Source organism: Yinghuangia soli, assembly GCF_021502675.1.
In the GTDB taxonomy this organism is placed as follows: Bacteria; Actinomycetota; Actinomycetes; order Streptomycetales; family Streptomycetaceae; genus Yinghuangia; species Yinghuangia soli.
On sequence record NZ_JAKFHA010000006.1, the window covers coordinates 94,722 to 108,046 of the forward strand.

Here is a 13,325-nt window from a genome sequence, read left to right on the forward strand (position 1 = left end):
CCGTCCCCGCCCCGGGCCGCGGGGGGGCGGGCGGGGGGGTGCCCCCCGCGGGGCCGGCCCGGCGGTCCGTCGGTCAGGCGCCGGGCTTGAAGCGCGGGAACGCGCCGCGGCCGGCGTAGACCGCCGCGTCGTCGAGGATCTCCTCGATACGCAGCAGCTGGTTGTACTTGGCCACGCGCTCCGAACGGGCCGGGGCACCGGTCTTGATCTGGCCGCAGTCGGTCGCGACGGCCAGGTCGGCGATCGTGGTGTCCTCGGTCTCGCCCGAACGGTGACTCATCATGCACCGGTAACCGTTGCGGTGCGCGAGCGACACGGCGTCGAGGGTCTCGGTGAGCGTGCCGATCTGGTTCACCTTCACCAGCAGCGCGTTGGCGGTGCCGGTGTCGATGCCGCGCTGCAGGCGCTCCGGGTTGGTGACGAACAGGTCGTCGCCGACCAGCTGGACCTTGTCGCCGAGGGCGTCGGTCAGCTGCTTCCAGCCGTCCCAGTCCTCTTCGTCCAGCGGGTCCTCGATGGAGACCAGCGGGTACGCGGCGACCAGCTCGGCGTAGTAGGCGGCCATCTCGGCGGACGTCTTCGCGACGCCCTCGAACGTGTAGGCGCCGTCCTTGTAGAGCTCGGTGGCGGCGACGTCGAGCGCCAGCGCGATGTCCGTGCCGGGCTCGTAGCCCGCCGCGCGGATCGCCTCGATGATGAGGTCGAGCGCGTCGCGGTTGCTGGGCAGGTCGGGGGCGAAGCCGCCCTCGTCGCCGATGCTGGTGGCCAGGCCGCGGGCCTTCAGGACGGCCTTGAGCTGGTGGTAGACCTCGGTGCCCCAGCGGACCGCCTCGGCGAACGACTCGGCGCCGATCGGGGCGATCATGAACTCCTGGATGTCGACGTTGGTGTCCGCGTGGGCGCCACCGTTCAGGATGTTCATCATCGGGACGGGCAGGACGTGCGCGTTCGGGCCGCCCAGGTAGCGGAACAGCGGCAGCTCGGCGGCCTCGGCCGCGGCGTGCGCGACGGCGAGCGATGTGCCCAGCATGGCGTTGGCGCCCAGGTTGGACTTGTCCGCGGTGGCGTCCAGGTCGATCATCGTCTGGTCGATGATGCGCTGCTCGTCGGCTTCGATGCCGACGATCTCGGTCTGGATCTGCTCGATGACCGCGAGCACGGCCTTCTGGACGCCCTTGCCGCCGTAGCGCGAGGCGTCGCCGTCGCGCAGCTCGATGGCCTCGAAGGCACCGGTGGAGGCCCCGGACGGGACCGCGGCGCGGCCCTGACTGCCGTCGTCGAGGACGACCTCGACCTCGACCGTGGGGTTGCCGCGGGAGTCGAGGATCTCGCGAGCGTGGACGACGTCGATGGACGGCAAAGCATCTCCTTGGTGTTTCCGGGCACGAGGGTCTGCCCGGCCGAGCCTAGTGCCTGCCCGGCCGGGGGCGGGCCGGGGCATGGCTCCGGCGGGCGGCGTCCCTCCTCCGGGCCGCCGCCCGCCGGTATCTGCGGGCCTGTCGGATCAGGCGTGTCCGACGGGTGCCTGGCGGACGTGTCAGGCGTTGCCGGCGGCGTACACGCGCTCGCCCTCGACGAAGGTGATCGCGGTGCCGGTCTCGTAAATGGCGTCGGACGGGCCGTCGAACGGGTTCCGGTCCAGGACCGTGAGGTCGGCCAGCTTGCCGACCTCGATGGAGCCGGTCTCGTCGAGGTGGTTCACGTACGCCGAACCTGCGGTGTACGCGGCGATCGCGGTGGCCAGGTCGAGGCGCTGCTCGGGCAGGAACACCGGGTAGTCCGAGCCCTCGCGGCCCGGCACGCGGCGGTTGACCGCGACGTGGATGCCGGCCATCGGGTCCGGGGTGGACACCGACCAGTCGCTGCCCGCGGCGAGGACCGCGCCGGCCTGCTGGAAGGACCGGAACGGGTACTGCCAGGAGGCGCGCTCCGCGCCGAGGAACGGGATGTTGAGCTCGTCCATCTGCTTCTCGTGCGCGGCCCACAGCGGCTGCATGTTGACCGCCACGTCCAGTTCGCGGAAGCGCGGGACGTCGACCGGGTTGACGATCTGCACGTGCGCGACGTGGTGGCGCAGGTCGTTGCGGCCGTTCGCGGCGCGGGCGGCGGCCACGGAGTCCAGGACCTCGGCGACCGCGCGGTCGCCGATGGCGTGGAAGTGCACCTGGAAGCCGTTCGCGTCGAGCAGCGTGATGTACTCGCGCAGCTTCTCGGGGTCGACCATCGACAGGCCCTTGTTGCCGGTCTGGCAGCCGCAGGCGTCCAGGTACGACTCGGCGATCCCGGCGGTGAAGTTCTCCGTGATGCCGTCCTGCATGAGCTTGACGGTGCCCGCGTTGAAGCGGCCCACGTTGCCGCGCGCGCGGCGGTCGAGGAGGAAGTCGAGCTGCTCGGCGCCCTGTTCGCGGTCCCACCAGAGCGCGCCGCGGACCCGGGCGGTCAGCAGGCCGCTTGCGGCCGCCTCGGTGTAGATGTCGAACTGGTCGTCCCAGCCGCCGAAGCCGCCCACGATGGCGTCCTGCCATGCGGTGATGCCGAGCGAGTGCAGGTACGCCTGGCCGTCCGCGAGGCCCTTGAGGTAGTCGTCCCGGGTCGGGGTCGGCGCGTGCTCGCCGACCAGGCCCATCGCGCCCTCGTGCAGCACGCCGCTGGGGGTGCCGTCCGGCTCGCGCTCGATGCGGCCGTCGGCCGGGTCCGGGGAGTTCTTGTCGAGGCCGGCGAGCTCCAGGGCGCGGGTGTTGACCCAGGCGCTGTGGCCGTCGCGGACCGGGAGGTAGACCGGGCGGTCCGGCACCACGGCGTCCAGCATCTGGCGGGTGGCCAGGCCGTTCGGGAACGCGTCGAACGACCAGCCGCCGCCCAGGATCCACTCGGTGTCCGGGTTCGCGGCGGCGTAGGCGGCGACGGTGGCGACCGACTCCTCCTGCGTCTCGGCCTCGGACAGGTCGCAGCGGCTCATGGTGAGGCCGGCGAACACCGGGTGCACGTGCGCGTCCTGGAAGCCGGGGACGAGCAGGCGGCCCTTGAGGTCGATGGTCTCGGTGCCGGGGCCCACGAGCTCGCGTACCTCGTCGTGGCCGACGGCGACGATGCGGCCGCCGCGGACCGCGACCGCGGAGGCCCAGCGGCGGGCCGGGTCCACGGTGAAGACGGGACCGTTGAAGAGGACGAGGTCGGCGTGCGTCATGGGTGTCGACGGCCTTTCTGCGGGTGCGGGTCGGTGGGCGACGGGCGCGGGCGGTGCGGGTGGAACGGTGCTGCGCGAGCAGCTTTGTCGCGGTGCTGCGGTGCTGCGGTGCTGCGGTGCTGCGGTGGAACGGCCGAAGGCCGGCCCGGTCGTGGAGACCGGGCCGGCTGCGGCTCAGACGGTGTGGTCGGGGTCGACCGACCGCGGAAGGGTGAAGTAGTCGGGCTTGCGCACGAAGTGGTTCCAGGCCGCGATCGGGATGCCCAGGATGATGATCGCCATCGGCACCACGACCAGGAAGCGGCCGTTGGTGGCGTCGAACGCGAGGTGGTCGCTGGCGGCCCAGTTCAGCTTGATCATGTAGCCGCCGAGTGCGATGAGCGCAATGCCGGACAGGCCGGGCAGGATCGCCATGGTCAGCATGTTGCGGACCGAGTCGCGCAGTTCGCGGCGGAAGAGCAGCACGCAGGCCAGGCCGACGACGCCGTACGAGAAGGACACCAGGATGCCGACCGCGTTCACGGTGGCCATGATGACGTCGCTCAGCTTGCCGAGCGCGACACCGACGACCGCGAGGACCAGGCTGATGCCGACCGTGACGTAGGTGCTGAACGCCGGGGTGCGGAACTTCGGGTGCAGCTTGGCCCAGCGCTCCGAGAGCACACCGTTGCGGCCCATCGCCATGGTGAGGCGGGCACCGCCGATGACGCTGGACTGGAGGCACGCGAGCGTGGAGAGCAGCATCGCGAGGTAGGCCACCAGCGCGCCCTGGCCGCCGAACATCTTGTCCGTCAGGTAAGGCAGGGCGTTCGCGCCGTACTCGGCGAACTCCTCGGGCGTCAGCGCGCGCTGGAACGCGGCACCGGCGAACACGAACATGGCGGCGGCGAGCGCGATGGAGATCAGGCCGGCCTTGCCCGCCACCTTGCGGTCGACGTTCTCCTCGGAGACGGCGAAGGCGGTCTCCCAGCCCCAGAAGGTGTACGCGGCCATCAGGACACCGCCGGCCATCACCGACGTGCTGTCGAAGCCGAACGGGTTGAACCAGGCGATGTCGAACGACGACTCGGCGCCGCCCTTGCCCAGGCCGAAGAAGGCCGCGATGCACACCGCAGTGACCACGATGACCGCGAAGCCGAACAGGATGCCCTGGACGCGGGCCGCGACCTGCACGCCGCGCACCGCCGTCCACGCGATCGCCGCGGTCCACACGATGCCGATGCCCGTGGCCCAGTCCATGGAGTTCAACGGGTCGACGTCCACGCCGAGTTCGGCGGCCACGCCGAGGGTGAACTGGCCGGCCAGCTGGGTGCCGTACGCGAGGAAAAGGATCGCGGTCGCGACGCCGATCCAGCCGAGCAGGAAGCCGAGCCACGGACCGAGCGCCCGGCGGACCCACATGTAGGTGGTGCCCGCGTTCGGGTCGCGCTCGGAGAGCCGGGCGTACCCGACCGCGATGCCCAGGATCGGCAGGCAGGCGATGAGGTAGGTGGCCGGGATCCCGGTGCCGACGATCGCGCCGATCATGCCCAGGCCCAGACCGATGCTGACGGTGGGGCTCATGTTGGCGAGCGCGAGCACGACGCCCTGGCGGACGCCGAGGGTCTTGGCAAGGCCGTCGGGCGACGCCGACGAGGCCGGCGACGAGGACGGGGGCGGCGGGGGCGGCGGCGGCTGCGTGACAGCGGTGTCAGCGGACATGGGGGTACTCCAGGGCAGGGCAGTGGTACTGGCGGAGCTGGGTAACGCCTCCTCGGGGGACGTCCGCGGACTTCGTCGGCCGCGGGTTACATCCCGGGGTGGTCTAGGCAGCGATAAGGAAACAACGGTGTCAACGAACAAGTCAATGGCGTTGACAAAAGTGTTTCCTGCGCCACCTGCGGTCCCATTCCCGCACTCGAGAAGGCAAGATGGGTCCCCGGCCGGCGGTACGCGCGGCCGCATTCGGGCGGGCGCCGAGCGAGAGCCGGGCGCGGCCGACTCTGCTTTATCGGATGACAAATATGTCTATTTCGGACATTTGCCAGCAGTCGAGAGGGAGTACGCGGTGGCCGGCACCGGGACAGGCACGGGGGTACGCGGGGCCCGCAGGCGGAACACCGCCGGCGGGCGGAGCGGCCTGACCCCCGAGCGCATCGTCGAAGGCTGCATCGCCCTGCTCGACGAGCACGGCCCGGACGCCCTGACGTTCCGCCGCATCGGCGGCCACCTGGGCGTGGACCCGACGGCGCTCTACCGGCACTTCCGGGACAAGGACGAGCTGGTGCTGGCGGTCGCGGACCGGCTGCACGGCCGCGTGCTGGACGACTTCGAGCCGTCCGACCACTGGCGCGCCACGCTGCAGGACATGCTCACCCGCAACCGCCTCGTGTACCTCGCGCACCCCGAGGCGGCGGTGCTCTCGGTCGCCCGCACCACGCGCCGCGCGGCGGAGATGGCCGGGGTCGAGATCATCCTCGGCGCCCTCGCCGAGGCGGGCTTCCCGCCGGACGAGGCGGTCAAGTACTACCGGGTGCTGGTGGACTTCGTGCTGTCGTGGTGCGGGTTGGAGGCGGCGTACCTCACGTTGTCCCAGGAGGCCCGGTCGGGCGACGAGAACGCCTGGAGCCGCGAGTACGCAGGGGCCCCGGCCGACCGGTACCCGCACATCGCGGCGGCGGCGCCGTTCCTGCCGACGGTGACGGAGGAGGGGAACTTCGCGCTGGCGCTGGAGCTGCTGCTCGACTCCGTCGAACTGCGGGCGCAGCGCTACGCGGCGACGATCGGCGAGCAGCGGGCCACAGCGGAGTAAGCGGCTCTGTCAGGCGAAGAAGCCCGGGCCGCCGGGGCCGCCGTCCAGTCCGAAAATGCGCCACCGCGTCGGCGTCACGACGCCGAGGCTGGTGCCTTCGCGGGACAGGGCGCGGTGCTGCGAGGTGAGGCCCTCGTCGCCGAGGATGTGCCGCATCGCGAACTCCCAGCGCTCCTGGGCCCAGGCGTCCTCGCGCAGTTCCACCTCGCCCCAGACGATGACGTGGGCGATGTCCCCGTCCTCGGCGATCGACAGGCAGACCTTGGGGTTCTTCTCGAGGTTGGCCTTCTTGGTGCGGCCGGTCAGGCTCAGGTAGAGGTGGTCGTCGTCGTACGCCAGCATCACCGGTGTGACGTGCGGCTCGCCGTTGGGCGTCACGGTGCCGGCGTGCACCCAGTGCTCGGGGTCCCCCAGCATCGAGTCGAGCGCGGCCTTGAGCTCCGGGTCGATCATCCGTTCCGCCTCTCGTGTGCCGTCCCGCAGTGACGCGGGTACGGTCCGACGGGTCTACGACGCGGCCACGTTACCCCGGCGCGTGACGCAGGACACAGGGCACCCCTGGTCGTGGGACCGCGGGTGATTGAATCCGGGGGTCGAGCCCTGGGGTGGTCGGGGCCGGGGGTGGTCGGGGCCCGGGGGGGTGACCTGCTTCGAGGGACGGCCGGTGCGGGGTGCCCGGGTCCGGGTGGCCTCGCCGAGTACGGGCCCGGGCCGTCATGGCGTTCGTTGCAGCCTGCGTCGCGGTTCGGGCCAGTCGTAGCCGAGTTCGCGGGCGCGTTCGGGCCGGCCACCCGAGACCACCGCGTACTGCTTGATGTCCTCGGCGGCCAGGCGGCGGAGGACCGCGGCGGCCTGGGCCTCGGGCGGGGTGCCGTCGTCTGCGAAGCACCACCGGAAGTAGAGCGCGTCGTCCCCGCTTTCCGGCTTGGCGCCGCGCCCGCCGGGCACGTGGCGAACCGTCAGGTCGACGGCGTCCGGGACGTCGTACACCGTGCGGCACCACGCAAGCCGGGCGTCCCAGCGGCCGAGCAATTCGGGGTGCGCGGTGAGGTGTTCGGTGAGCAGCTTGGCGACGTTGCGGGACGGCCAGGCCCACGAGCGGTCGGCTTCGGCACGGGCGACTTCGGCGTCGTAAGCGGCGGCGTCGAAGCGGAGGGGCGGATGCGGCGCCGGGACGGGCCCGTGGGTGATGCGGGCGTCGTCGGGGTTGCGCAACCGTTCCCAGACGACGGTGTCGCCGTCGCGGCGGATGGTGACGTACAAAGCCCCGCAGCAGCCTTCGGTACAGGAGGCCTCCGCAAGCTGCACTTCGCGCGGGTCGGCGGTCGCACGGAGTGCGCCGGTATCGAGGAGCGTCTCGGGGCTGTGCACGCGGCCGTCACCGAAGGCCTCCGCGACGAAAGGGCAGCCGTCGACCAAGATGCGGGTCTCGACCTCCTCGCGGGCTGCGGGGTCGGCCGCGACGACCTCGATCCGGAACGCGGCGGGGCCGGTCGCTGCGAGAGCGAAGGGCTGCCGTCCTGTACGCCTGATCCAGTCGGCACGGCGACGCTGCCCATGGTCGTCCCGGGCGGCGTTCGCGGGGGTGGACGCCCAGGCGGGTTCGGCCAAGAGCCGTTCCAGGGCGGCAAGCAGGGCCGCACGACGGCCGGGCGGCCAGGGCAGGAGCACCGCGGTTCCGCTACCGAGTTCGAGCGCGACCGAGAGCAGCATGGCGTGGTGGTCGAGAGTGGGAGCCAGGTGGCGGGCGCGCGCGACGACCAGTTCATAGAGCGCGGGGGCCTCGGCATACGCGGACAATCCGTCCTTCGGTGAGGAGCCGTGAGCCATGCGGACGAGCAGGCGTCCGGCTTGCGCCGTGGCCGCGGTGTCGGTGGCCGGAAGCCGGCCGAGGAGCCGGGGCAGGCGGCATGCCTCGGCGAACCAGCGCGCGGAGCTGTTCTGGAGAGCTCCGGGCAAGTCGTCTCCGAACGCGACCAGTTCCGCGAATGCCGCCGTCTCGTCCCGGTGCCAAAGGGCGGACACCAAGGAACGGAAGTCCGCGGCCCGCACATACGTCGTCAGTTGGAGAATCGCGGCCTCCCGGCGGTCGAGCCGTTCCAAGGCCCGGACGGCCGGCCGCCTGAACTCGCGGACCGAACCGAGTGCGGCCAAGGAAGGCACGTCCTCGCGTTCGCCGAACCGCTGGAGGAGCGCGATGCCGCTGTGGACGACGGAAACGGTCGTACCGATGCGGACCGCCTCACGAGCGAGGACGAGCGCAGCCGCCTCGTCGGCCCCTGCCACGAACAGGTCGGCGACAACGGAGCGAAGGACGTGGCCAGGTGCGGATCCGGCCTTCTCGATGCGGCTTTGCAGTTCCGTCACATCGCGCGGCAACGGATCGAAGACCGGCCGGAGCAACGCCCGCATTTCCTCGAACGACCGCTGCGGGGGCGGCGCCTCGGACGTCACTCCGGACGTCGGTGCGATCGTCGGCTCGGCAAGCTGGCCGGAGTCCTGCTCCAGGGACGGCCTCGGGAGAGCGAACCCACGCGCGGGCGGAATCCCGCCAGGGCATTCGTGCACCATGCGAAGCGCAAGGTCGAGGAGCGGGACGGGGACGGTCCCACGGTCGTCGAGCGCCTTGCGCTCGTCAGGGCCGGTCACCGGCTGGGGTGGATCTCGATTCCATGGGTCATGCGGCGATCCTGCCAGCGGGGAGGCCTCGGCCGCCAACGACTTATGTGCGGGCTACCCGGGGGCGCGTCCTCGTCAGTTTGGGGCGATGGGCCAGGATCCCGGCTGCGGTCATGGCGAGGGCTGTGAGGGCTGATGTCCAGAGGGCTGCGTCGGCTTTGGTTTGGGGGGTGTAGGTGGGGGTGAGGGTGGCCGTCCCGAGGGTGGGGGCCTGCAGAACCCAGGTGTTGGACCAGCCGTTCGGTGAGCGGGTGTGGGTGGCGGTCCAGGAGGTGGGGACGCCTTGGAGGTGCCAGCCAGGGGCGTAGGCCTCGGGGAGGGTGAGGGTGATGGCGGTGCCGGGAGGTGGGGTGACCATCAGGGGGCGGTCGGGGGTGAGGGTGGGCGATTCAGGCGTGGGGGGCAGGGCATAGAGGGTGGCTACGGGGGTGGCCAGCCGGCGGTGCAGCTCGGGGACGGTGGCGAGGCCGGCGGCCAGGGATTCGGGAGACGCCGTGAGCCAGCGTGGGGTTTGCGGGGTCGGGATCAGGTCGTGGCGGAGGATGACTTGGGTGATGCCGAGGTCGCGTAGTTGTGCTGCGGCGGCTTGGCCTTGGTGGGTCAGGAGTGACTTCTCCACGTTGGCGAGGGCGTCGCGAAGTGCGGGCGGGGCGTCGAAGTAGCCGCCGGGCATGCGTTGGTAGACCGGCCGGGTGATGAGCTGGCGCGGGATCGTGTCAGCGCCCGCGAATCCCCAGGTCGTGGTGGCCATGTAGAAGTTCTGGAGAGGGAGTTGGAGCACCTTGCCGGGGGCGGCGGAGTTGGCTTCGGCGGCGATGGTTCGCCAGGCATCTGGGATGGCTACGCGGGCGGTGGAGTCCGGGGCGCTGCCGGGGCGTTGGGCGGCGGAGACTTCGCCGGTCCATAGGGGGTGCGGGTAGGCGAGTGCCGCCGTGGCCGCGGTGGCGAGGGCGATGCGGGCGGGGGCCTTTGAGGTTGCTGCTCGTTGGATCGCTGCGGCGGCAAGGGTGGCGTAGCAGAGGGTCAGGACGACGCCGAGCTTCGCCATCGGCTCGCGGAGGAGCCACATCCCCGGGACGTGGTCGTACAGCCAGAGGTTGGCGGCGACGAGGGGTGGGTGGACGCCCTTGCAGAGGAAGGCGAGGAGCAGCGCCACTACGGCGATTGCCCGCATGGTGCGGCGGGTGGTGCGGGTGCCAGGTGGGTGTAGGGCTCCTAGTGCGGCGAGGGCAGGTAGTGCCCAGCGGAGGAGCGACCACGGGCGGGTGTCGAGGGCGGCGCCGTACGGGGTGTAGTCGACGTACGGGAATCCCTGGCCGGACAAGTCCCAGGCCCAGAAGGCGTTGAGGGACAAGACGTTGGGGACGGACGCGCGTACGTGGGTCCACGACCAGCTTCGTACGTCGGTGTCGGCGCTGAACTCCGCTCCCCCGCCGCCGTGCGCGGAGAGGTACTGGGGTACCAGCCACCAGGCGTGGAGCAGGAGGAGGAGCGGGGCGGCGAGAAGTGCGGTGCGGAGGGCGGGGCCGCGGAGGGTGACGGCGAGGAACGCGAGTGCGGCGGCGATGGTGATGAGGAGGGGCGGGTTCATCGCCAGGTAGGCGGCGGGGAGCGTCGCGAAGGCGAAGGTGAGGGGCGAAATGCGGTCGCCGCGGAGGAGGCGGAGGAGCAGCGCGGCGAGGACGGCCAGTTCGCCGGTGGCGAGCAAGGGCAGCGGGTTGGGGAGCATCGTGAGGGTGTAGACGTTCGCCACGGCGAAGAGGCCCGCGGCGGCTCCGGCTGCGGGGTGGCGGAACCAGACACGGACGAGGGCGGTCGCACCGAGCGCGGCGAGGGCGCAGATTGCCGCGTACCAGAGTGCTTGGGCCGCCCAGGGGCCGAGGCCGAGCGCAGCGCAGGTACGGAGGAGCAGGACGTCCCAGGCTTGGACGACCTGGGCTCCTGGGGCGCCGGCGCCGCTGATCTGGTGGTTCCAGAGGTTCCCTAACTCGGCGGCGAGGGCTTCGCGTTCGAAGGGGGCGACGTCTCCGTACGCGTAGGTGCGGCCGGGGCGTACCCAGGTGGCGACCATGAGGAGGGTCGCGAGGAGCGGGAGGCCGTACGCGAGGGTGCGGGTGCGGGCGAGGTGGGGGTCTCGGGGCCTGCGGGGGCTTGGCTTGGTGGGGGTGTGTGCCGGGCGGCGTGGGCTCGGAAGGTGCGGGCTTCGGAGGCGCGCGGGCTTGGGGGCAGTGCGCATTAGCGGGCACCCGCGTGCAGGGCCAGGTCCGGTGCCAGGTGCGTGAAGGCGCGGGGAATGTGGGCCGGGGCGGGGGCGGCCTGCGTACGGCGGGGCTTGGGGATGCCGAAGAGGCGTACGCGGAAGGCCAGTACGTCGCGGATCATGAGCGCGATGGCCGCGGTGGTCACGGTGCTGCCGACCCGGGGGCGAAACCGTACGGGGACTTCCATGACGCGGCGGGCGCCTTGGCGGTGCATGAGCGCGAGGAGTTCGAGGTCGATGACGAAGCGGTTCTCGCGGCTGTGCGGGAGTGCGGCGTCCAGGGCGTCGGCGCGGAAGATCTTGATGCCGGTCTGGGTGTCGGTCACCGGGAGGCGGAAAAGCGTGGCGGCCAGGCGGGCGAAGACACGGGACGTCAGGCCGCGGAGGGGGTCGTGGGCCGCGGCGGCGATCGAACAGGTGTGGCGTTTTGCCCCGACGACGGCATCCAGGTCGAACCCGCGTGCGGTTTCGTACATACCGGCGAGCAGGGCGGGGTCGAGATCGCCGTCGGCGTCGATGAAGCCGACGTAGCGGCCGTGCGCGTGTTCGAAGCCGGTGCGCAGCGCAGCGCCTTTGCCCTGGTTGTACGGGAGTTCGAGGGCGATGAGGCGGTCGGCGAGGTGCGGTGGCAGGGCGTCGGCGAGGAGGGCGGGGCTGCCGTCGTTACTGCCGTCCGATACGGCGATGACCTCGAAGGCCAGGTGCCGGGAGTCGAGTGCTTCGAGGGCCTCGGCGGTTTGGCGGACGGTGGCGGCGATGGCCGCGCCGGGGTTGAAGTACGGGATGACGATGCTTAGTTCGACGGTGCGCTGGGCGCGTACGGCGGTCTGCGTGGACGTGCGGGCCTTGGGGATGGCGTCGCGGGGCGAAGCAGGTTGGGCCGGGGGCGACGTGTTGCGGCGGGCGTCGAGAAGGCAGGCGGCGAGAGCGGTGGTCGCTGCCGCGGCGAGGGCGGCGGAGACGCCGAAGGCGGAGGTGGGGTGCAGCACGGCGGTGAGCGCGGCGAATACGGCCGGGCCCAGCCAGGTCGGCCAGGCGCGGTGCGGGCCGCGGGCGAGGAGCGCCTGGACGACGATGCCGAGCAGCGCGCAGGCGGTGATGGCGAGGCCTAACATGCCGCGCGTGTACGGCCCGACCACGTCTCCACCGCCGGCCGCCGCACGCAGGATGGGGCCGCCGAAGAGGACGAGGGCGGCGGTGGCGGCCAGGCCCACGGCGGTCGCGGCGGCGAGTCCGGCGGTCAGGGCGGCACGGGCGGTGACGCCGCTGCGGGATGCGAAGCGGCGGATCAGTACGGTGGCGGCGATCTGCGCGAGGAAGAGGACGCTCTTGGCGGCGAGCGCGGCAGTGGCATAGCGGCCGGCCTCGGCGACGGCGAGGAAGTGGCGAGCGGTGAGGACGTCGATGCCGAGGAGGGCCCACATACCGGCGACGGCGGCGGAACTGCGGAGGGCTTCGGGGGCGGTGAGGCGGAGGGGTGTACGGGTGGGGAGCGTCGCTCGGGTGGCGGGAGTACGGAGAGGGTCGGACGCGAGGGTGGCCGGTGTGCGAGGAGAGACGGACGCCTCGGTCGCGGGAGCGCGGGTGCGGACGGGCACGCGTGTTGCGCTCGCCGTCGCCGCCAGCAGGATCGTCACCTGCACGCAGTCCGCGATCAGCGTGGCTGCCATCGCGCCGGTGACGCCCTGGCCCGCCGCCGACAGCCATCCCCCGAGCACCACCCGGCATGACGCGCCTGTGACGACCGCCAAGGCGATGTGCCGCCCCCGGCCCGTGCCGTACAGGAACCCCCACGGAACGACGCACACCGTGGCAGGCAGCAAGTAGAGCGCCAGAAGCAGCCCAGGCCAGGCACTTCCTGTGCGGACGTAGGCGCCGAGCAAGGGCGACAACGCCGCGCACAGGACGGTCGCCGCGACGGCGCACCAGGCCGTGGTGCGGACGGCAGGCCAGGGGTCGAGCGCTTCGCCTCCCTCGCGGGCCCGTGCGACCTTGCCGGCGACGACGGTCTGCAAGGCGCTGATGGGGACGGTGAGGGCGGTCAGAACGCCGAGCAGGGCGCCGAGTTCGCCGTACCCGACGGGGCCGATCCCGCGGACCGCGACGAGGTGGAAGAGCAGGTTGCCGCAGTTGGCGGCGAGCAGGGCCGCCGCGAGGACGCCGCCCGGCGAACGGCCGAGACGACGCAACTGACGGAGGGCGCCGGACGCTGACCGTGGCGGACGGGGGCCAGGCACCGGGGCCGCGGCGGCGCGTGCCGCCGCGGCAACACCGCCGATCCGATCATCGGACCGGCGAAGCGCGCCCCCACTCCAGGGGTTTGGCAGGGGGCGGAGAGCACGTGCGCAGGCGCGTCCACAGGCCGCACGGGTTCGTCGGATGAGCTGCCTGGCGCGCGGGGAGGCGCC

The 13,325-nt window shown here is 72.1% G+C and carries 8 protein-coding genes; 1 reads left to right on the top strand and 7 read right to left on the bottom strand.

The window, feature by feature from the left end:
• Positions 1-73: 73 nt before the first annotated feature.
• From eno to LZ495_RS13515, 3 genes are all read right to left on the bottom strand, one after another.
• A complete protein-coding gene (eno, locus tag LZ495_RS13505) occupies positions 74-1,360 on the bottom strand; it encodes a phosphopyruvate hydratase (protein ID WP_235052400.1) in 1,287 nt (428 codons plus the stop codon).
• A 177-nt stretch (positions 1,361-1,537) separates the two neighbouring features.
• Positions 1,538-3,187 (bottom strand): amidohydrolase, encoded by a 1,650-nt coding sequence (locus LZ495_RS13510; protein ID WP_235052401.1) that lies wholly within the window; start codon positions 3,185-3,187, stop codon positions 1,538-1,540.
• A 174-nt stretch (positions 3,188-3,361) separates the two neighbouring features.
• On the bottom strand, positions 3,362-4,888 hold the full coding sequence (locus LZ495_RS13515) for an APC family permease (RefSeq protein WP_235052402.1): 1,527 nt from the start codon (positions 4,886-4,888) through the stop codon (positions 3,362-3,364).
• A 346-nt stretch (positions 4,889-5,234) separates the two neighbouring features.
• Between LZ495_RS13515 and LZ495_RS13520 the strand changes: the two genes are divergently transcribed.
• Positions 5,235-5,978 (top strand): TetR/AcrR family transcriptional regulator, encoded by a 744-nt coding sequence (locus tag LZ495_RS13520; protein ID WP_235052403.1) that lies wholly within the window; start codon positions 5,235-5,237, stop codon positions 5,976-5,978.
• A gap of 9 nt (positions 5,979-5,987) precedes the next feature.
• Here LZ495_RS13520 and LZ495_RS13525 read toward each other — a convergent pair whose 3' ends face one another.
• The 4 genes from LZ495_RS13525 to LZ495_RS13545 form a co-directional block, all read right to left on the bottom strand.
• Positions 5,988-6,431 (bottom strand): pyridoxamine 5'-phosphate oxidase family protein, encoded by a 444-nt coding sequence (locus LZ495_RS13525; protein WP_235052404.1) that lies wholly within the window; start codon positions 6,429-6,431, stop codon positions 5,988-5,990.
• Between the two features lie 261 nt (positions 6,432-6,692).
• On the bottom strand, positions 6,693-8,627 hold the full coding sequence (locus LZ495_RS13535; protein ID WP_235052405.1) for a hypothetical protein: 1,935 nt from the start codon (positions 8,625-8,627) through the stop codon (positions 6,693-6,695).
• Positions 8,628-8,700: 73 nt separating this feature from the next.
• Positions 8,701-10,728 (bottom strand): hypothetical protein, encoded by a 2,028-nt coding sequence (locus tag LZ495_RS13540; protein ID WP_235052406.1) that lies wholly within the window; start codon positions 10,726-10,728, stop codon positions 8,701-8,703.
• A gap of 164 nt (positions 10,729-10,892) precedes the next feature.
• Positions 10,893-13,106 (bottom strand): glycosyltransferase, encoded by a 2,214-nt coding sequence (locus LZ495_RS13545; protein WP_235052407.1) that lies wholly within the window; start codon positions 13,104-13,106, stop codon positions 10,893-10,895.
• Positions 13,107-13,325 lie beyond the last annotated feature (219 nt).

What these genes read in the sequence shown, in the direction of transcription:
- LZ495_RS13540 (WP_235052406.1), bottom strand. Translation starts at nt 10,728, where the DNA reads ATGGTCGCCACCTGGGTACGCCCCGGCCGCACCTACGCGTACGGAGAC.
- LZ495_RS13525 (WP_235052404.1), bottom strand. Translation starts at nt 6,431, where the DNA reads ATGATCGACCCGGAGCTCAAGGCCGCGCTCGACTCGATGCTGGGGGAC.
- LZ495_RS13510 (WP_235052401.1), bottom strand. Translation starts at nt 3,187, where the DNA reads ATGACGCACGCCGACCTCGTCCTCTTCAACGGTCCCGTCTTCACCGTG.
- LZ495_RS13515 (WP_235052402.1), bottom strand. Translation starts at nt 4,888, where the DNA reads ATGTCCGCTGACACCGCTGTCACGCAGCCGCCGCCGCCCCCGCCGCCC.